Raw genomic sequence first — 18,290 nt, forward strand, 5'->3', positions numbered from 1 at the left:
GTACGCTCAGCACATGACCACTGAGCACGACGGCCCGGACGAGCAGCACCAACGGCCCGCAGGTGTCACGGACATCGTCGTGGAAGCGCTCGGGGCTCTCTCGAAGGCGCTGGAGACGACGGAGCGGGCTCGCGGCGCGCTGTACGAGTTCCACCAACTCACCGGGACGGCCGATCTCCAGCTGGACGACGCCGTGCGGCTGCTGCACAAGGCCGGGCAGCAGGAACATGCTGACCGCGTCGAACGGGAAATCATCGGCCGCAACGTGATCCCGGGACACTGGACGTTCCAAATCGTCGAGGAGTACAACGCCAGCTATTACCGTCCCTTCCAGACGATCGAAGAGTCGATGCGCAACGAGCTGGCGGACGGGAAGGACCATCTCTACGAAGCCGAGCTGAAAGAGGCCCGCAGGACCAGGAACCACCCGGGCCATGAGGCCACCCCCCGTTCCGCAGGGGACGAAGAGCCCGCGGCAGGGTGAGAGGAAGCGACCTCACGTCGCCGACCCGCACAGCCGGCCGTGCCCTTCGTACCGATCGGATCGGTGCCCCACTTCTGCCGCTCGGTGACCCGGTTCGCGACGCGGGCGGCGGCGACGTGTTCGTCGGGCGTGATGTCGTGGTCGAAGCCGGCCTTCGACGGCAGCGCCACCGATACGTGCAATTCCTTGGTCGGCAGGCGCCTGCCGCGCAGTCCGTTCGGGCACGCCACCCACAGCGAGGCGGACACCTCGCTGCCGACGACCCGCTCCTTCGTCCCGGTGCTGCCGCGCACGCCGGGCGGCAGGGGAAGCGCGTAGTCCCCGGAGTCGTCCGGGGGCCTTCGAGTCCCCGTGGCCCCGTCCGTGGAGCAGCGTCTCGGCCCGCACTCTGACCTGTGCCTCGGGCTCCCACATGCCGCTGCCCCAGGACAGCACGCAGTCCAGCAGCGCCCGGCTCTCCTGGCCGGGGTCGAGCATGGTGCCGTACTCGTCCAGGACGCCCGGGCCGTCGTCCGCCACGACCCCGGCCAGCTGCTGCCCGGGCAGCAGCCCGGCGCCCGCCGCCCGTCTCAGCTGGGCCCGGTTCTCGCCCAGTTGCTGCCCGCGGCCGATCGCGACCGCGACGACACAGCCCGGCGACCAGCCCCGCGGCCCACGACGCCGGCCAGGACGCGGACCGGCCGCTTCGATATCCGTCCCGGGGGCACGGGCCCACGGGCCCCCGCGCGCACCGCATGCGTGCGTACACGCCTTCCCCCGTGCGACCAGTCGGGCACAGTGGCTGAGCATCGGCCGTCAACCGACGACGAGTTCGTCCGGTGAGCTGCGCGCCAGGGCGGCGAGAGGGGTCAGGGTCCGCTCCAGGGCGTCAAGCGGCGGCGACGCGTCCCCGAGGCGTACGGCCCCGGGGCGCGGGACCGGTCGGCGGCAAAGGCGGCGGGCGCTGCGGCTCGCGGGGCCGCCTGGTCGGCATCGTGGCCTCCTGCCCCCCTTCCCCTTGTCCAGGGTCCGCCGTGGCAGCCTTTCCCCTCAGCGTCAAGGTATCGCCCGCAACGCCCGCAGCACATACTGGCACCGAACAAACTGCAGGTCAGACGCCCTTTGCAGCAGGCTGAAGGATCGCGACGCACTCCAGGTGGCGGGTCATCGAGACCAGGTCAAATCTGCCCGCACGGGAAGTCCCCGTGCGGCGCACCGAAGTGTCGCCGGATCTGCACGCCGCGCTCGACGCGTCGCTTCTCGACAGCCCGACGCCTCGTCGATACTGGACGTCTTCGTCGCCGCAGAGGAAGGGTCACAAGCTCCTGACGGCCAGTCAGTGAAGTCGGCACCAGTCCCGCCAGACACCGCCCGAGGCCGCCACCGACCGCCAAGGGCCACGATCCCGTACAGCCCCACCGACCAGTCAAAACCCTGTTCAGGGGCCATGCTGGTAAATTTCCCAGGAGGAACCGTTGAGGATGCTCATCAATGTGCCGGAGACCGTTGTCGCGGACGCGCTGCGGGGGATGGCGGCCGCCCATCCCGAGCTGGCCGTCGACGTGGACAACCGGGTGATCGTGCGGCGTGACGCGCCCGTCGCGGGGAAGGTGGCGCTGGTTTCCGGGGGCGGGTCGGGTCACGAGCCGTTGCACGGCGGGTTCGTCGGGGTGGGGATGCTCGACGGGGCCTGCCCCGGGGAGGTGTTCACCAGCCCCGTGCCCGACCAGATGGCGCGGGCCGCCGCCGCTGTGGACAGCGGCGAGGGCGTGCTGTTCATCGTGAAGAACTACACGGGTGACGTGCTGAACTTCGACATGGCGGCCGAGCTCGCCGAGGACGAGGGGGTCCGGCTCGCGAAGGTTCTGGTCAACGACGACGTCGCCGTGACCGACAGCCTGTACACGGCCGGGCGGCGTGGTACGGGCGCGACCCTGTTCGTGGAGAAGATCGCCGGGGCCGCCGCCGAGGAGCGGATGCCGCTCGAGCGGGTGGAGGCGATCGCCCGGCAGGTGAACGAGTCCTCCCGGAGCTTCGGCGTGGCGCTGAGTGCGTGCAGCACACCCGCCAAGGGCAGTCCGACCTTTGATCTGCCGCCCGGTGAGCTGGAGTTGGGCATCGGCATCCATGGTGAGCCGGGGCGCGAACGCCGCTCGATGATGACCTCGCGGGAGATCGCGGACTTCGCCGTCGACGCCGTGCTGGAGGACCTGCGTCCGTCGGGCCCGGTCATCGCACTCGTCAACGGGATGGGTGCGACACCGCTGCTGGAGCTGTACGGCTTCAACGCCGAGGTCCAGCGGGTGCTGGCGGAGCGGGAGGTGACCGTCGCCCGTACCCTCGTCGGCAACTACGTGACCTCCCTCGACATGGCCGGCGCCTCCGTGACGCTCTGCCAGGTGGACGAGGAGCTGCTCAGGCTGTGGGACGCACCGGTGCAGACGCCCGGGCTGCGCTGGGGGCGGTGAGAGGCCCCGACGCACACGCCGTACGTCGTACGTCAACGCCCGAAAGACCCGACTCACCCCAGGGAGTGCTTGTGCTCGACGCCGAATTCTTCCGCCGCTGGCTGGCTGCCACCACGGTCGCCGTGGACCGGGAGGCGGACCGACTGACCGAGCTGGACTCGGCGATCGGCGACGCCGACCACGGCAGCAACCTCCGGCGCGGATTCACTGCCGTCACCGCCGCCCTGGAGAAGGAGCCCCCGGCGACGCCGGGGGCCGTGCTGATGCTGGCCGGGCGGCAGTTGGTGTCGACGGTCGGGGGCGCGTCGGGGCCGCTGTACGGGACGCTGCTGCGGCGCACCGGCAAGGCGCTGGGCGACGACGCGCAGGTGACCCCGGGGCAGTTCGCCGAAGCCCTGCGGGTGGGCGTCGCCGCGGTGGCGCAGCTGGGCGGGGCGAAAGCGGGCGACAAGACGATGCTGGACGCCCTGGAGCCGGCAGCGGCGGCACTCGGCGAGCGCACCGAGTCGTTCGCCGCGGCCCGGGAGGCGGCGGAACAGGGAGCGCTGGCGACGGTGCCGATGCAGGCGCGCAAGGGCAGGGCCAGCTATCTCGGCGAGCGCAGCATCGGACACCAGGATCCGGGAGCGACGTCCTCGGCCCTGATGGTGGCCACGCTCGCCGAGACGGTGGAGGCGGCGAGCGCATGAGCGACGGCAAGCAGGTGGGCATCGTGCTGGTCTCGCACAGCAGGGAGGTGGCCACGGCCGTCGCCGAGCTCGCCAGGGGACTGGCGGGAAGCGGCGGTACGGCCCCCGTGGCCCCGGCGGGCGGGACACCGGACGGCGGCCTCGGCACCAGCTCGGAGCTGATCAGCGCGGCCGCGCAGCAGGTCGACCAGGGCGCGGGCGTCGCGGTCCTCGTCGATCTGGGCAGCGCCGTGCTGACGGTCAAGGCGCTGCTGGCCGAGGGCGACGAACTTCCGGAGGGGACACGGCTGGTCGACGCGCCGTTCCTGGAGGGCGCGGTCGCCGCTGTGGTGACGGCCGGCGCGGGGGGCGATCTGGACGCGGTGGAGGCCGCGGCGTCGGAGGCGTACGGCTACCGCAAACAGTGACGCGTCAGCGGCGCGCCACCGGGACGTGGTGAACACCTCACCCACCGGGACGTGGTGAACAGCTCACCCGGCCGCCGGCCGGTGCGCCCGTGCGCGGCTTGTGATGTACCTGGTCGGCGCACTACTGTCACGGGGCCTTGGTGTTCGGGAAACCGGTGCAGTACCGGTGCGGCCCTCGCCACTGTGATCGGGAAGTCCGGTTCCACCCCCTCACGGGGAGCCACTGGGACACCACGCCTGTGCGTGGTGCCCGGGAAGGCGGAGCCCGGACGGCATGACCCGTCAGCCAGGAGACCGGCCGAGGTGCGTTGTCCATCCACGAGGTGCTGGAGAGGGTCTCCCACATCATGCACATAGCCGAGGGCTATCTCCCCCCGCTGCACGCGGCCGCCTGGGGCGTCGCTTCCGCCCCGTTCGTTGTCCACGGCGTACGGGCCCTGACCCGAGAGGTCAGGGCCAATCCCGAATCGACCCTCCTGCTCGGCGCGTCCGGGGCCTTCACGTTCGTCCTGTCCGCGCTGAAGATTCCGTCCGTCACCGGCAGTTGCTCGCATCCGACCGGTACGGGTCTGGGCGCGATCCTGTTCAGACCGCCGATCATGGCGGTGCTCGGCACGATCACCCTCCTGTTCCAGGCGCTGTTGCTGGCGCACGGGGGGCTCACCACACTCGGCGCCAACGTCTTCTCGATGGCGATCGTCGGGCCGTGGGCCGGGTACGGGGTGTACCGGCTGCTGCGCCGGTTCGACGTACCGCTGATGGTGAGCGTCTTCTTCGGCGCGTTCGTCGCAGACCTGTCCACCTACTGCGTCACCAGCGTCCAGCTGGCACTCGCGTTCCCCGACCCGGGCACCGGTGTCCTGGGCGCGCTCGCCAAGTTCGGCGGGATCTTCGCCGTCACGCAGCTGCCGCTGGCGGTGAGCGAGGGGCTGCTCACGGTGCTCGTGATGCGACTGCTCAGCCAGTCCAGCAAGGGCGAGCTCACGCGGCTCGGTGTCCTGGTCAAGGGTGCGAAGAAGGAGGCGGCGGTCTGATGAGCCGTAACGCGAAGATCAACACCTTGCTGCTGCTGGTCGTGGCGGCACTGGCCGTGCTGCCGCTGGTCCTCGGGCTCGGCGACCACAAGGAGGAGCCGTTCACCGGGGCCGACGGGGAGGCGGAGGCTGCGATCACGGAACTCGAGCCGGACTACGAACCGTGGTTCTCGCCGCTGTACGAACCGCCGTCCGGGGAGGTGGAGTCGGCACTGTTCTCGCTGCAGGCGGCGCTGGGCGCGGGTGTGCTGGCGTACTACTTCGGGCTGCGCAAGGGGCGCCGACAGGGTGCGGAGCGGGCCCTGGGGAAGGGGCCCGAGGCCACCGGCCGGGACGTGGACAGCACCACGACGGTCTCGTAGCCGCCGATGCTGCCGATCGACGCGGCGGCGCACAGCAGTCGCTGGCGCCGCCGTCACCCGTGCGAAAAAGCGGTCCTCGGGCTCGGCCTGACGGTGACGGCGGTCTGTCTGCCGCCCTGGCCGGGGGCCGTCCTCGTCGCCGCCGCGACCCTGACCGTACTGCTCGGACCGGCCGGTGTGGCGCCGCGGCAGTTGTGGCGGGCCTTCCGCATCCCCCTGGGCTTCTGCGTCACCGGCGCCGTGCCGCTGCTGTTCGCGGTGGGCGGCCCGGAGGGCCTGGTCTCGCTCGCGCCCGGCGGACCGGCCGACGCCGTTCGGCTCCTGCTGCGCACCTCCGCCGCCTCGCTGGGCGTGCTGCTGTTCGCCTTCACGACGCCGATGTCCGATGTGCTGCCGCGGCTGGTGCGGGCGGGAGTGCCGCCGGCGGTGGTCGATGTGGCGCTCGTGATGTACCGGATCAGCTTTCTGCTGCTGGACGCCGTCACCAATGTCCGCCAGGCGCAGGCCGCCCGTCTCGGCCACACGAGCAGGGCCGCCGCGTGGCGTTCGCTCGCGGGGCTGGGCGCCACGGCGTTCGTGCGGGCCTTCGACCGCGCGAGCCGGCTGCAGGCCGGGCTCGCGGGCCGCGGCTACGACGGCACGCTGCGGGTGCTCGTACCGCGGGCGACGGTGTCGCGTCCGTTCCTCGCCGGGGTCGGCGCACTGCTGTCCGGGATCGTCGCCCTCACCCTCGTGCTCGAAAGGTACGTGCCATGAATCTGTCCCCCACGGCCCCCTCCGTCGTGGAGCTCGTCGACGCGGGTTACACCTACGAGGACGGCCCTGCCGTGCTCAGCGGCGTGGGTCTCGGCCTCGCGGAGGGCCGGTCGACCGCGCTGCTGGGACGCAACGGCAGCGGCAAGACGACCCTGCTGCGGCTCCTGAGCGGCGGGCTGCGTCCCGCCACCGGTCAACTGCGGCTGAACGGCGAGCCGGTGGCCTACGACCGGGCGGGGCTGACCAGGCTCCGTACGACGGTGCAGCTGGTCGTCCAGGATCCGGACGACCAGCTGTTCGCGGCGTCGGTCGAGCAGGACGTGTCGTTCGGTCCGATGAATCTGGGGCTCGGCGAGGACGAGGTCCGTGCGCGCGTCGACGAGGCGCTGACCGCGATGGACATCGTGGCGCTCCGCGACCGGCCCACCCATCTGCTGTCGTACGGGCAGCGGAAACGGGCCGCGATCGCGGGAGCGGTCGCGATGCGACCGCGGGTGCTGATCCTGGACGAGCCGACCGCCGGGCTCGATCCGCACGGCCAGGAACGGCTGCTCGACGTCCTCGGCGGTCTGCGCGCGTCCGGCACGACGGTCGTCATGGCCACGCACGACGTCGATCTGGCGCTGCGCTGGGCCGACGACGCGGCCGTACTCTCACCGGACGGCCTGCGCACCGGGCCGGTCGGGGAACTCCTCTCGGACCAGGCCCTGTTGGACGCGGCACGCCTGCGCAGGCCGTGGGGGACGGCGGTCACGGAGGTGCTGCGGGCGCATGGGCTGCTCGGCGCTGCGGAGAACGGGCCGCGTACGCCGGAGGAACTGGCCGCGTGGGCGGGGCGGACCTCTGTGGGCGGGGCGGGCGTCTGAGGGCGGGGAGTGACGGGGCCGACGCCCCTGACCCGCCGGGCGGGGCAGGCGCCGGGGCCGTCGGACCCGACCCCTCGGGTGGAACGTCGCGCCCCCTGTCGGCCCGGCGCGCCCCCGGCCGCGGACGCCCGCGAACCCCGCGGACGTCCGCGGCCGCTGCGTCAAAGGGGCAGGCGCCCGCAACCGCCGGGCCGGCGTCGCGCCCACGTGCGGGCCCCAGCGCACTCCCGGCCGTCGCGAACCTCGCGGACGTCCGAGCCCGCCACGCCCGCCGCGTCACGCGCGCATCGCGTCCTGCCACGCCGACTCGCGCAGCAGTCGCAGGCCGTTGAGGCCGACCAGGACCGTGGAGCCCTCGTGGCCCGCGACGCCGAGGGGCAGCGGCAGGTGCCAGGCGAGGTCCCAGACCACCAGCACGCCGATGCACACCGACGCGATCAGCAGGTTCTGCACGACCAGCCGGCGGGCCCGACGCGAGAGCGCCACGACCGCGGGGACGGCGGCCGGTTCGTCGCGTACGACGACGGCGTCCGCGCTCTCCAGTGCCAGGTCGGAGCCTGCCCTGCCCATCGCGACGCCGACGCTCGCGGCGGCCAGCGCCGGGGCGTCGTTGACGCCGTCGCCGACGACCAGGACCTTGTCGCCGGCCCGTTCCCACTCCCGTACCGCCGCGACCTTGTCCTCGGGCAGCAGGGCGGCCCGTACGTCGCGGATGCCGACCTCGTCCGCGACGCGCGCCGCCGCCCGCGGATTGTCGCCGGTCAACAGCGCCGGTCCGGCACCAGTCAGCCGGCGGAGAGCGGCGACGGCCGCGAGGGCGCCCTCCCGGAGCCGGTCCTCGACCGCCAGGACCGCGACGGGTTCGCCGTCCACCACGAGGACGACCGCCGTGCGGCCGCCGGCTTCGGCGGCAGTGACGGCATCCCACTCGCCGGTGAGCAGAGCGGCGGGACTTCCCACCCGCACCTCGCGTCCGCCGACGAGTGCCGAGACGCCCCGCCCGGGCGCCGAGTCGAACTCCCGCGCGTGCGGCAGCGCCAGTCCGCGTTCGCGCGCGGCCGCGACGACGGCCCGGCCGAGGGGGTGCTCGCTGTGAAGCTCTGCCGCCGCGGCGAGCATCAGCGCGGTGTTCTCGTCGAGGCCGGTCCCGGGCAGCAGGCGCACCTCGGCGACGCGGGGCGCGCCCTCGGTCAGCGTGCCGGTCTTGTCGAGTGCGACCCGGGTGACGGAGCCCAGACGCTCCATCGCCACGGCGGACTTGACGAGCACTCCGTGGCGGCCCGCGTTGGCGATGGCGGACAGCAGCGGCGGCATGGTCGCGAGCACGACCGCGCACGGCGAGGCGACGATCATGAACGTCATGGCGCGCAGCAGCGTGCCGGTGAAGTCGGCGCCGAAGGCGAGCGGTACGGCGACCAGCGCGAGGGTGGCCGCCACGACCCCGGCGGAGTACCGCTGTTCGATCTTCTCGATGAACAGTTGCGTGGGTGCCTTGGTCGCACTCGCCTCCTCGACCATGGCCACGATCCGCGCGATCACGGACTCGGCAGCGTCCGCCTCGACGCGGATGCGCAGTGAGCCGGTGCCGTTGAGGGTGCCCGCGAAGACGGCGTCGCCGGCTGTGCGGTCGACGGGGAGCGGCTCTCCCGTGATCGTCGCCTGGTCGACCTCGCCGGCCCCCTCCAGCACGGTCCCGTCCGCGGGCAGCCGTTCACCGGGCCGTACGAGGACGGTGTCGCCGACCCGCAGGCCGGCGACGGGCACCAGCTGTTCGGCGCCGTCCACGAGGCGTACGGCCTGCGCGGGTGCGAGGTCGAGGAGGCCGCTGACGGAGTCGGCGGTGCGCCGGGTCGCGAGCGCCTCCAGAGCGCCGGACACGGCGAAGATGACGATGAGCAGACCGCCGTCGAGGAACTGCCCGATCGCCGCGGCTCCGAGAGCGGCCACGACCATCAGCAGGTCCACGTCGAGGGTCTTCTCGCGCAGGGCCTGGACACCGGCCCGGCCCGGCTCCCAGCCGCCGGCCGCGTAGCACAGGGCGTAGAGGGGGCCCCACGCCCATGCCGGGGCACCGCCGAGGTCGAGTGGCAGCGCGCAGAGGAACGCGGCGGCGGACAGCGCCGCCCACCGGACCTCTGGGAGCGCGAACAGTCGGGTCCGCCGCCGTCCCAACACGGCGGACCGCGGGGCGACGGGTACCGCGTCGCGCACCGGCGCGGCTGTCGGGGGCATCGGGGAAGCCATCGGGGCACACCTCTTCTTCGGATTCCGCGCGCAGGGCCGGGACGGAACGCCACCACCATAGCGGAATACATGAAGAGCTCTTCATTCATGCGTTCGGGTGCGCGGCTACGATGTGCACCATGGGACACGGAGTCAGCGGCGGGACCACCCCGGCCGCCCACTTGGACGCGGACTCCGCAGCCACCATCGCCGCGACCCTGCAAGCGCTCGCGACGCCGTCACGCCTGATGATCCTCACCCGGCTGCGTCAGGGGCCGTGCGGAGTCACCGAACTGGCGGAGGCGGTCGACATGGAGCAGTCCGCCGTCTCCCACCAGCTGCGCCTGCTACGGGCGTTGAGCCTTGTCACCGGCACCCGGCACGGCCGCCGCATCGAGTACAGCCTCTACGACAACCATGTCGCGCAGCTCCTCGACGAGGCCGTCTACCACATCGAGCATCTCCGGCTGGGCTCCCGCGACCTGCCGGGGACCGCCGACGCGGACGAGGAGAGCACCGACAGCGCGGATGACGGTGCCCGCACCGGCTGACGGCTGGGACGGTCCGTGCGACGGGCTGCTGTACGTGCGCTGTCGGTGGCGTGTCGGAGAGGGCTGCGACGGTACGGGCATCCCGTCCGCACCGTTCCGTCCGGAGATCCGATGCCCCAGCCCCTGCCGATCCGTTACGTCCGCGTCACCGCCGCCCGGCGGCTGACCCCGCACATGGTCCGTGTGACCTTCGGCGGCCCCGAGCTCGCCGGCCTGTCTCTCACGGGAGGCGACCAGCAGGTGAAGCTCTGCTTCCCCCGCACCGGCCATCAGCCGCCCCGGCTGCCGGAGCCGGACGCCGACGGCGACGTGATGCGCTGGTACGCCGCGTACTCGGCGATCCCGGAAGCCGAACGGCCCTGGATGCGCAGCTACACGATCCGGGTGCACCGTCCGCTGGAGCCGGCGATCGACATCGACTTCGAACTGCACGACCTGCACGAGGACGCCGGTCCGGCGACGCGCTGGGCGGCATCCGCCGCGCCGGGCGACACGCTCGGCATGTTCGGTCCTTCCGCGTACTTCGCCGCGCCTGCGCCGGCTCGCGACGCCGACTGGATGCTGCTCGCCGGGGACGAGTCGGCGCTTCCTGCGATCGGGACGCTGCTGGAGTCACTGCCCGCCGGCGCCACGGCGGTGGCATACGTCGAGGTGCCGGAGGAGGCGGACGAGCAGGTCTTCGACACACCCGCGGAGGTGACGGTGCACTGGCTGCACCGCGACACGGCCGGTGCCGGTCCGGCCGAACACGGCGAGTTGCTCGTCGCGGCCGTGCGCGACGCGGCCTTCCCCGCCGGGTCGGTACGGGCATGGTTGGCCGGGGAGGCCGGCGCGGTGCGGGCACTGCGCCGGCATCTCGTCCAGGAGCGAGGCCTGTCCCGTACGTCGGTGGAGTTCAGCGGCTACTGGCGTGCGCGGCTCAGTCAGGACGACGCACCGACCGAGGAGGACCTGGCCGAGGCGCGCGAGCGGCTCGCGGACGCCCAGTCGTCCGCTCCCTGACCGGCTGCCGGACGGTCTGTGGCGGCGGGGGTGCCGTGATCAGCGCGGCGGCCCCGCGGACGGACAGGCCGCCGCCTTCCGCGTACGCCGACTCGTACGCCTGCGACCCGAGGACCGCGCGCAGGTCCGGCTCGGCCCGCTGCCGGACCTCGCGCTCGTCGGCGAACGGCAGGAAGCCCAGCCCGCCCGGCACGCGGTCGCTGTTGTCGTACGCGCCCAGGAGCCGAGCGCCGTCCGGCGCCGACCGCGTGTACGCCATCGCCCAAGCTGCGCACAGGAACTGATCCACAATCAGGTGCGGTGCCACCACGTGGGCGAACGGGCCCAGCCGCCTCACGGCCTGTGCAGCGTGGGCGCGGGCGCTGTCGTACTCGCCGTCGATGCAGTCCAGCCAGCAGCGCATGCCCGCCACTGCCCCCGTAAACACGGTCGGTCCCGCGTCGCTCAGTTCACTCTCGAGCAGCCCGAGTTGCTCCCGTGCGGGCGCGCCGCGGCCGGTATGGTCGGGTTCCACCTCCTGGTCGCCGACGGAAAGAACGGCTACGGCTGGAAAACCGCCGCGACCCTGTCCGAGGCCGGCTTCGACGCCGACACGTGGATCGGCAACGCCTGCATGACCGGCTCAGGTAAGCGAGCCGCTGTCGCCTACGCACCGCGTACGTTCACCAACGATCCCGAGCTGATGGTGCGCGGCGCGTTCACCGCGATCGTGGACCTCAAATCCGGGAACGTCACCAAGCTGCCCCATCAGGCGTCTTTAGCATACTTCTCGCCCGGTTGCGGAACTGGTGAGCAAGTCGTGTTCACTCAGCTCTCCCACGACGGCGACGAGGAGCAGAAGACCCGCCTCATCACCGTCGACGCCACGACCGGCAACGCCGCAAACCCGGTCGCCTACAACGGGCATCTGACCTCTGCCATCCCCACCGAGCACGGGATCGTCGCCGCCGACGGGCACCGCCTGGTCACCGCGGGCAAAGACGGGAAGCGCAGGGAGATCGCAGCGACCCGGTCCGTCCCGTTCAGGATCAAGGCCGACCGAGACGGCGGCGTGACGTACATCGACCGGATTCCGCCCAAGGAACAGACCCAGGACGGCAACAGTCAGGCACGCCACCTCGACGCGGCCCAGATCGCCAAGGGCAATGGCAAGGCGAAGCCGACGCTTCTGGCCTCCGGCCCGCTGACCGGCTGGGACCTCGCGTCATCTGCCGACGGCACCGTGTTCATCACCGGGAAAGCCAAGAACAGCACCATTCTCCCCGCGGTGGTGAAGAATCCGGGCACGATCACCAAGGGCGCCCGGATATCGAGTAAGGGACAGACGGCTGTCACCACGGCGTGGGCTGACGGGAAAGACACCCGGATCCGTCCGGACGAGGCCATCCAGGCCCGCACCGCCCGCACCAGCCTCCACATCCTGGGCACGGGGAAGAAGACCACCCTGGACGCACTGCCCGGCACGAACCCGGTAGGCGGCGCCAAGAAACGTGTTCAGGGCAGTGAACTCTCCTCAGCCCTGACCGGACCCGCAGATGCAGGCAAGTCCGCCCAGCTCGGCGTCACGGCGGCCTCGCCCACGGACCCGGTAGAAGCCGAACGCACCTGCGCTGTGCCTCGCAACGACCCGAAGAAGCAGGCGTTCCAGCCGACGCCCCGGCAGGTCGAGTGGGCCGTCGACCAGGCCGTCATCGGGAAACTCGACAGCCAGGTCAACCGTCCGGCGAACTGGAAGAACACGGGCATGGCGGCCTACAGCCCCCAGTCCCTGTCCACGCTGCCCTACCTGAACGGCGCCATGGACCGGAAAACCCAGTGGCACATCCCCGCGCAGATCATGCTGGGCGTCACCGCGCAGGAATCCAACATGTGGCAAGCCACCCGGTTCGCTGTTCCCGGCTCAAGCGCCAACTCGCTGATCGGCAACTACTACGGGACCCCCTACGCGTCCGACGGCAACCAGAACGATCCATGGGCCATCAACTGGGCCGATGCAGACTGCGGTTACGGCATCACCCAGGTCACCGACGGCATGCGCCTGTCCGACCAGGGCATCAGCCGGTCCAAGACCGAACAGGAAGCCATCGCGCTGGACTACACGGCCAACATCGCGGCCGGCGTTGAGATCCTGGCCGAAAAGTGGAACCAGACCAGCAACGCCGGTATGAAGATCAACGACGGGCATCCGCGGTGGATCGAGAACTGGACGTTCGCCCTGTGGGCCTACAATTCGGGCTTCTACTCCTCCCCGGATGCGGGAGGCCACGAGGGAGTCGGGTTCACCAACAACCCGGCCAACCCTCTATGGCTGGCCAACCGGACCCCGTTCCTGGAGAACTCCAGCGGCAATGACGACTACAGCCATGCCGCGCACCCTCAGGACTGGCCCTACCAGGAGAAGGTCATCGGCTGGGCCGCCCGTCCGATCGCCGCGCTGTTCGCTCCCGACGACATTCAGCCCGGCTACCGGGCCGCCTGGTGGAACAGCAGCGATGACCGCACCAGGGCCAAGCCGCCCATCAATCTGTTCTGCGGCGAGTCGAACTCCTGCGACCCGTCCAAGATCGCCGATGGCGACTCGAACGACACCGGGATGGGTGCCTGCACCCTGGACAGCGGCACGAGCGAGACCAATCCGCACTGGCTTCACTGCTGGTGGGACCAGCCCGTCACGTGGAAGGACTGCAACCTCCTCTCCGAGTGCGGCTACCCGGTCCACCGGTTCAACGACACCTACCCCGAACAACTCGACGGCTTCGCCTACCTGCCGCACTGCGGGCGCGGTGACCTCCCCGCCGGCACCCTGGTGGTCGACGACATCCCCAACGGGGTGACCCCCACCGGCGGCCCGGGACGCACCTGCGGGGCCTCGACCTCGGACGGCACGTTCGGCTTCGAGTTCACCTCGGTGGATGGCACGTATCCGGGGAAGAAGGACCTGCATCAAATCGGCGGCGGCGAGGGAAACCACTTCTGGTTCTCCCACACCCGTAACAAGAACATCGGCCACCCCACCGAGAGCACCGGGGCCAAGCTCTTCATCAACGGCAAGTGGACACTGAACGAGTCGAATATCGGCTGGTCTCGTGTCATGGTGCACATGCCAGACCACGGCGCCCACACCCGGCAGGCCGCCTACGTTGTGGGCGGGACTGACTCCACCTCGCCAGTTCGCGTAGTGCCGCAGCGCACCCGTGAGAACCGCTGGGTGAGCCTGGGAGTGTTCCGCTTCACCGGCACGCCGACGGTCTCCCTGTCGACTCACACCGCCGACGGCACCGGAGACGAGGACGTCGCCTGGGACGCAGTCGCCTTCCAGAAGCTGTCGGGCAAGCCGAAGCACCAGATCGTCGCCATGGGTGACTCGTTCTCCTCCGGCGAGGGCGCCTCGGAAGGCAACGCCGACTACTACCCGGAGACGAACTACCGGAACACACAGAACGAGTCGACTCGTAACGCCTGCCACCGGTCGAAGAAGACATGGTCGCGCCAGGCCAAGACCCCCGGAGCGTTCGCATCGATCGGCGAGATGGCGGACAGCTGGGATGCCGGTATGGACTACCACCTGATCGCCTGCTCGGGTGCTCGCACGTACAACATCCTGAAACACCCGGAGAACGGCGAACTGGCCCAGATCGACAAGGGGTATCTGGACCAGAACACCAGTCTTGTCACGATCTCCATCGGCGGCAATGATTCACGGTTCTCGGACGTCATCCAGAAGTGCCTGATCTCGTACGGGTCAGGCAGCTGCCAGAGCAAGTTGTTCGACAAATCGGATCCGAAGATCGATCGAGACGTGAACGGCGACGGCACGGTCGAGACCGAAAGGGACAAAGATTATCTTGGGCAGCCGCTGGAGAATGCGATACCGGCTCTGATCACCGAGGTGGTGAAGGTGGACATCGAAGCCGTCATCGAGCGGATCCATGCTAAGGCACCCCACGCCAAGATCATGCTCATGGGTTACCCCAAGCTGATCTCCGGCGACGCCAGCTGTGTGCGTCTCGGACCGCTCGGTCTGTCGAAGGAGTCCAACGACTGGCTCAACACCGTGGCCGCGCATCTCACAGCCGAGATGAAGGACGCTGCGGCGATCGCCCGCACCAAGGGAATCGACGCACGGTTCTCCGACCCCACGAAGAACTTCGAGGGGGAAGGGCATCTGTGGAAACCCGGAAAGCATTCACGGCATGGTGAAGACCCTCACCGAAAGCGACAACACGATCAAGGACTGGCCGATCCTGAAGGCCTACGGCCTGTCCGCGCAGTCCTTCCACCCGAAGATCGCCGGCGCCCGCCTCTACACGGACGCCATGGAATGGACCATCGACGGCTGGGTGTAGCAGGCAGGAAATGACCGCGTAGAGGAGCCGTCCGGTGCACATGTGCACCGGACGGCTCCTCTACGCATCCCACACCGTGTGGTATTCCTCGGTCAGAGTCCACTCGAACAGTGTCCCCGGACGTTTCCGCAGCGCAGACAGGGTGACGTCGTCAGGATCGGATACGCAGGTACTCAAGATCGCCTTACGGGCTGGGCACGGTTCCGATACTTTCGCCTTCGAGTTGTCGCCAGGCGTGTCCCAGGAAAGATCCTCGCCGCCGGGAACGCTTCTGATCGACGGCGGGATGGCGCTCGGCTTGTCGTAACGCTTCTCCTCGTAGTACTTCAGCGCGCGGCTGATCCAGTAAGCGTTCCAGACGGTGGGCGTCCTCATGCCTCGCAGATCTTCAAGTACTTGCGGGACGGGAGAATCCACGACGAAGTACAGGTGCAGAAGCATCCGGCATCTCATGGCGGGCTCCTTCGGCGGGTTCGGGTCAAAGTAGTTCTTGTCACCGCCCCGGGCGCACGTGTCCATCACAGTGACGCGTAGCGCCGGACCCCACGGGGAGTTTCTGCTGATCTCGTCGGCCCGAGCCCGCAGTTCGTGCTCTGTACGCTCCCGCTTCGTCCGGACCTCGTCTGATGCGGCAATCCCCTTGAGCTTGCTCTTGCTAGGGCTGCCGGAGCAGGCACCGACTCCAGCTAGAAGGAACACGAACAGCAGGGACGCGACTTGGCCGGACCGCCGGCGTAAGGATGAAGTCATGGTCTGATTCTCCTACACGAGCAGGATCTGCTGCCCCGCCCCGCCAGGGTGCTCCCGGCCGGGACCCTGGTCGCGTACAACACGGACTTCGACCGCTGCGTCTTCGAGCGCGAGCCTCTGCGCCACCACGACGGCAACACGGCGGCAGCCGTGTCCGCCGCCCAGCTGGTGACCCCTTTCTGCCGAACCGCGGTGTGATGCGATGTCACTGACCCGCGCGATGGTGTCGTCAATCGAACGAATGACGACAGGCGTGTCAATTTTCGAAGTCGGCTGCACAGAGGTCCGAAGTCTCTTGCGCGCCACTCCCTGAGGGTGGTCCTGCGGCGCCGCCGTCATGGGCGCCACCTGCTGGGGCAGCGTCTTGTCGAGATGGCGCTGTACGCGAACTACTCGCGCGCCCGTCGTCGGAGCCTCGATGCCTCCAATCTTGCAAGGCGCCGGTTCCTCCGGCCTAAGTCGATGAGTGCGAGAGACAGTCGTTCGATGATCTGGTGCTGAGCTGTCATCTGCTCATGCGGGACATGGTCGTTCGGTCGGCGGACGAGGGCCGTGCATTCCGTGAGTGCGGCTATCGCCTCCTCGTCGCGTTTTAGTGCCATGAGTGCCAGCGCCACCTTGAACCAAGAGTTGACCGTGGGTTCGATGGGCCCCTCGTTGAAGAGGGCGACCGCTTCGCGGTATGCGTCGAGCGCCTCGCCGGGGAGTGCATTCTCGTCGAACTCAATGATGAATCCCATTTCGATGAGAGATTCCCCGACGATGCCAACGCTCCAGGGGACGCCAACTTCTCGACAACAGGCAACTGCCCTTCGGTGGCATCTTGTCGCCTCGGCGTGTCGGCCGACACGCCTGAGAGCCCTAGCAAGGGAATGCTGGGCAACGCCTTCCACCGTACGGCTGGTCTCTGACAGGATGGTCAATGCCTCCTGGAGAACGGGGATGGCTTCTTCGTTCCTTCCTGCCGCTTGCAGGAAGATACCGAGATCCATCAGGTTCACCCCGACGAAGTGCCTGTTGGTCCCCTGCCGCTGCAACTCGACAGCTTCGTGGTTCGTCTCGATCGCGTCATCGAGCTGGGCTGCGTGAGCTTGAGTGGAAGCGAGGGATCGCAGCGCTGTGCCCTGCCCGGCCGCATCACCAAGGTCCGCGTATTGCTGTGCGGCCCTGCGCGCCTGATCAATGGCATCGTCGCGTCTGCCAACCTCGCGCAGGGCATCGGAGAGGACCACACGAGCGCGAGCCTCTCCGGGGCGGTCACCGAGCCTCTGCGCAGCCAAGACGGCGCGCTCGGTCGTGATGCGCAAGTCCTCCCGGTAGAAGTGGGTGCTGAGGTAGGACTCCAAGGCGAGTGGAAGATCTCGGGCGATTGAGTGATGGCTGGAGGTGCCGGCGAGGTCCACTGCGGCTAGCAGGTTGGCCCGTTCGGCGTTCAGCCAGGCGAGCGCATGGTCGCGGTTGTCGAACCCGCGAGGGCGCGCATCTCTCATGTCCAGTACATAGCGATCCGCACGCACAGAGCGGTCCAGGTAATAGGTGAGGAGCCGCTCGATTTGGTCCAATGCCATACCGTTGCGAACTGCCTGTTCCCGCGCGTGGATCCGAACGAGGTCGTGCAGCCGCCATCGCCCCCAGATCGCCTCGGATGATTCGATGAGATGGGCGCGTGAGAGATCCTGCAGCAGTGCTTCGGTATGGAGTTCCTGGGCCCCGAGCACATGGGTGGCAGTCTCCGTCGAAAGGTCGGGGCCCGGGTTGAGTGCGAGGAGATGCAGCAGCTGGGCCTTCGGTCCCGTGAGTTGACCGTAGGCCAGGTCCAGCAGGGCCCGAACGGCGCGATCTTCGCGTTGGAGACGATCGAGCCGTTGATGGATATCCGAAAGGGCCACAGCCAGGTTGGACAGGGGACGCCTGGGTTCATCAGCCAGCAAGGCAGCCGCAATCTGCAAGGCGAAAGGAAGCAGACCGCACAACCGGGCTATTTGCCGCGCATGTTCGGGCTCTTGCTGCACTCGACGATCGGCCGCGCCGCGCGCGTGGAGGAGGGACGCGTCGATCAGACTGACGGCGTCGGTCAGAGTGAGAGGAGCCAGGTCGAGTAACCGTGCCCCCACATTCAGCGTGTGGCGGGAGGTTATGAGGACCGCAGTGGCGCCGTCTGAGGGAAGGAGTTCCCTCGTCAGCTCGTCATCTCCGGCATTGTCGATGACCACTAGGATTCGCTGGCCGTGCCGAGCGTAGAGGGCCAGCACGGTACGGTAGAGTGCGGCGCTATGTTCTAGTGTCTCGTGATCCTGTTGATGTCACTTCGAGTTGTTTGCCACGAGTTTCTTGATGTTGGTCTGGACGAGGCGGACCTTCGCCAGAATCTCT

General features: G+C 69.5%; 17 protein-coding genes and 1 riboswitch. Of the genes, 13 read left to right on the forward strand and 4 right to left on the reverse strand.

Going from position 1 to position 18,290, the window contains the following annotated elements; translation table 11 throughout:
* Positions 1-13 precede the first annotated feature (13 nt).
* From ACZ4SA_RS32450 to ACZ4SA_RS32490, 9 genes are all read left to right on the forward strand, one after another.
* Complete coding sequence (locus ACZ4SA_RS32450; RefSeq protein ID WP_468281489.1) at positions 14-484, forward strand: hypothetical protein; 471 nt, start codon at positions 14-16, stop codon at positions 482-484.
* A gap of 39 nt (positions 485-523) precedes the next feature.
* On the forward strand, positions 524-802 hold the full coding sequence (locus ACZ4SA_RS32455; RefSeq protein ID WP_468281490.1) for a hypothetical protein: 279 nt from the start codon (positions 524-526) through the stop codon (positions 800-802).
* Positions 803-1,938: 1,136 nt separating this feature from the next.
* Positions 1,939-2,931 carry a dihydroxyacetone kinase subunit DhaK gene (dhaK, locus tag ACZ4SA_RS32460; protein ID WP_468281491.1) on the forward strand — a complete coding sequence of 331 codons (993 nt, stop codon included), beginning with the start codon at positions 1,939-1,941 and terminating at the stop codon, positions 2,929-2,931.
* A 71-nt stretch (positions 2,932-3,002) separates the two neighbouring features.
* Positions 3,003-3,620 (forward strand): dihydroxyacetone kinase subunit DhaL, encoded by a 618-nt coding sequence (gene dhaL / locus ACZ4SA_RS32465; protein WP_468281492.1) that lies wholly within the window; start codon positions 3,003-3,005, stop codon positions 3,618-3,620.
* Positions 3,617-4,027 carry a PTS-dependent dihydroxyacetone kinase phosphotransferase subunit DhaM gene (locus ACZ4SA_RS32470; protein WP_468281493.1) on the forward strand — a complete coding sequence of 137 codons (411 nt, stop codon included), beginning with the start codon at positions 3,617-3,619 and terminating at the stop codon, positions 4,025-4,027. Before dhaL ends, ACZ4SA_RS32470 begins: the two co-directional genes overlap by 4 nt.
* Before the next feature lie 121 nt (positions 4,028-4,148).
* A riboswitch (cobalamin riboswitch) is annotated at positions 4,149-4,344 on the forward strand.
* Positions 4,345-4,374: 30 nt separating this feature from the next.
* Positions 4,375-5,061, forward strand: a complete 687-nt coding sequence (locus ACZ4SA_RS32475) for an energy-coupling factor ABC transporter permease (RefSeq protein WP_468281507.1) — start codon at positions 4,375-4,377, stop codon at positions 5,059-5,061.
* Positions 5,061-5,423: an energy-coupling factor ABC transporter substrate-binding protein gene (locus tag ACZ4SA_RS32480; protein WP_468281494.1), complete on the forward strand. Its 363-nt coding sequence runs from the start codon at positions 5,061-5,063 to the stop codon at positions 5,421-5,423. Before ACZ4SA_RS32475 ends, ACZ4SA_RS32480 begins: the two co-directional genes overlap by 1 nt.
* Positions 5,424-5,429: 6 nt before the next feature.
* The gene (gene cbiQ, locus ACZ4SA_RS32485) at positions 5,430-6,179 is read left to right on the forward strand and encodes a cobalt ECF transporter T component CbiQ (protein WP_468281495.1); all 750 of its coding nucleotides are present in this window, start codon (positions 5,430-5,432) and stop codon (positions 6,177-6,179) included.
* Complete coding sequence (locus ACZ4SA_RS32490; RefSeq protein WP_468281496.1) at positions 6,176-7,045, forward strand: energy-coupling factor ABC transporter ATP-binding protein; 870 nt, start codon at positions 6,176-6,178, stop codon at positions 7,043-7,045. Before cbiQ ends, ACZ4SA_RS32490 begins: the two co-directional genes overlap by 4 nt.
* A gap of 276 nt (positions 7,046-7,321) precedes the next feature.
* On the opposite strand, the gene ACZ4SA_RS32495 is transcribed toward ACZ4SA_RS32490, so the two are convergent.
* Positions 7,322-9,289: a heavy metal translocating P-type ATPase gene (locus ACZ4SA_RS32495; protein WP_468281497.1), complete on the reverse strand. Its 1,968-nt coding sequence runs from the start codon at positions 9,287-9,289 to the stop codon at positions 7,322-7,324.
* Between the two features lie 119 nt (positions 9,290-9,408).
* Here ACZ4SA_RS32495 and ACZ4SA_RS32500 point away from each other — a divergent pair, with 119 nt between their 5' ends.
* Both ACZ4SA_RS32500 and ACZ4SA_RS32505 read left to right on the forward strand, forming a co-directional pair.
* Positions 9,409-9,819, forward strand: coding sequence for an ArsR/SmtB family transcription factor (locus ACZ4SA_RS32500; protein WP_468281498.1), 411 nt, complete (start codon positions 9,409-9,411; stop codon positions 9,817-9,819).
* A 111-nt stretch (positions 9,820-9,930) separates the two neighbouring features.
* Positions 9,931-10,821, forward strand: a complete 891-nt coding sequence (locus ACZ4SA_RS32505) for a siderophore-interacting protein (RefSeq protein WP_468281499.1) — start codon at positions 9,931-9,933, stop codon at positions 10,819-10,821.
* On the opposite strand, the gene ACZ4SA_RS32510 is transcribed toward ACZ4SA_RS32505, so the two are convergent.
* The gene (locus tag ACZ4SA_RS32510; protein WP_468281500.1) at positions 10,739-11,335 is read right to left on the reverse strand and encodes a hypothetical protein; all 597 of its coding nucleotides are present in this window, start codon (positions 11,333-11,335) and stop codon (positions 10,739-10,741) included. The genes ACZ4SA_RS32505 and ACZ4SA_RS32510 overlap by 83 nt on opposite strands.
* Between ACZ4SA_RS32510 and ACZ4SA_RS32515 the strand changes: the two genes are divergently transcribed.
* Positions 11,321-15,181 (forward strand): GDSL-type esterase/lipase family protein, encoded by a 3,861-nt coding sequence (locus tag ACZ4SA_RS32515; protein WP_468281501.1) that lies wholly within the window; start codon positions 11,321-11,323, stop codon positions 15,179-15,181. The two genes, ACZ4SA_RS32510 and ACZ4SA_RS32515, sit on opposite strands and share 15 nt — an antisense overlap.
* A 46-nt stretch (positions 15,182-15,227) precedes the next feature.
* On the opposite strand, the gene ACZ4SA_RS32520 is transcribed toward ACZ4SA_RS32515, so the two are convergent.
* Positions 15,228-15,917 carry a hypothetical protein gene (locus ACZ4SA_RS32520; RefSeq protein WP_468281502.1) on the reverse strand — a complete coding sequence of 230 codons (690 nt, stop codon included), beginning with the start codon at positions 15,915-15,917 and terminating at the stop codon, positions 15,228-15,230.
* Between the two features lie 48 nt (positions 15,918-15,965).
* Between ACZ4SA_RS32520 and ACZ4SA_RS32525 the strand changes: the two genes are divergently transcribed.
* Positions 15,966-16,115, forward strand: a complete 150-nt coding sequence (locus tag ACZ4SA_RS32525) for a hypothetical protein (protein WP_468281503.1) — start codon at positions 15,966-15,968, stop codon at positions 16,113-16,115.
* 191 nt (positions 16,116-16,306) lie between these two features.
* Here the strand turns inward: ACZ4SA_RS32525 and ACZ4SA_RS32530 are convergent, their stop codons facing one another.
* Positions 16,307-18,169: a tetratricopeptide repeat protein gene (locus ACZ4SA_RS32530; RefSeq protein ID WP_468281504.1), complete on the reverse strand. Its 1,863-nt coding sequence runs from the start codon at positions 18,167-18,169 to the stop codon at positions 16,307-16,309.
* Between the last annotated feature and the right edge of the window lie 121 nt (positions 18,170-18,290).

Source organism: Streptomyces sp. NPDC027962, assembly GCF_055566095.1.

Excerpts from the sequence above, each read along its gene's own strand:
- ACZ4SA_RS32520 (WP_468281502.1), bottom strand. The coding sequence starts at position 15,917 with ATGACTTCATCCTTACGCCGGCGGTCCGGCCAAGTCGCGTCCCTGCTG.
- cbiQ (WP_468281495.1), top strand. The coding sequence starts at position 5,430 with ATGCTGCCGATCGACGCGGCGGCGCACAGCAGTCGCTGGCGCCGCCGT.
- ACZ4SA_RS32450 (WP_468281489.1), top strand. The coding sequence starts at position 14 with ATGACCACTGAGCACGACGGCCCGGACGAGCAGCACCAACGGCCCGCA.
- ACZ4SA_RS32495 (WP_468281497.1), bottom strand. The coding sequence starts at position 9,289 with ATGGCTTCCCCGATGCCCCCGACAGCCGCGCCGGTGCGCGACGCGGTA.
- ACZ4SA_RS32505 (WP_468281499.1), top strand. The coding sequence starts at position 9,931 with ATGCCCCAGCCCCTGCCGATCCGTTACGTCCGCGTCACCGCCGCCCGG.
- ACZ4SA_RS32480 (WP_468281494.1), top strand. The coding sequence starts at position 5,061 with ATGAGCCGTAACGCGAAGATCAACACCTTGCTGCTGCTGGTCGTGGCG.
- ACZ4SA_RS32515 (WP_468281501.1), top strand. The coding sequence starts at position 11,321 with ATGGTCGGGTTCCACCTCCTGGTCGCCGACGGAAAGAACGGCTACGGC.
- ACZ4SA_RS32490 (WP_468281496.1), top strand. The coding sequence starts at position 6,176 with ATGAATCTGTCCCCCACGGCCCCCTCCGTCGTGGAGCTCGTCGACGCG.
- ACZ4SA_RS32475 (WP_468281507.1), top strand. The coding sequence starts at position 4,375 with ATGCACATAGCCGAGGGCTATCTCCCCCCGCTGCACGCGGCCGCCTGG.
- ACZ4SA_RS32470 (WP_468281493.1), top strand. The coding sequence starts at position 3,617 with ATGAGCGACGGCAAGCAGGTGGGCATCGTGCTGGTCTCGCACAGCAGG.
- ACZ4SA_RS32500 (WP_468281498.1), top strand. The coding sequence starts at position 9,409 with ATGGGACACGGAGTCAGCGGCGGGACCACCCCGGCCGCCCACTTGGAC.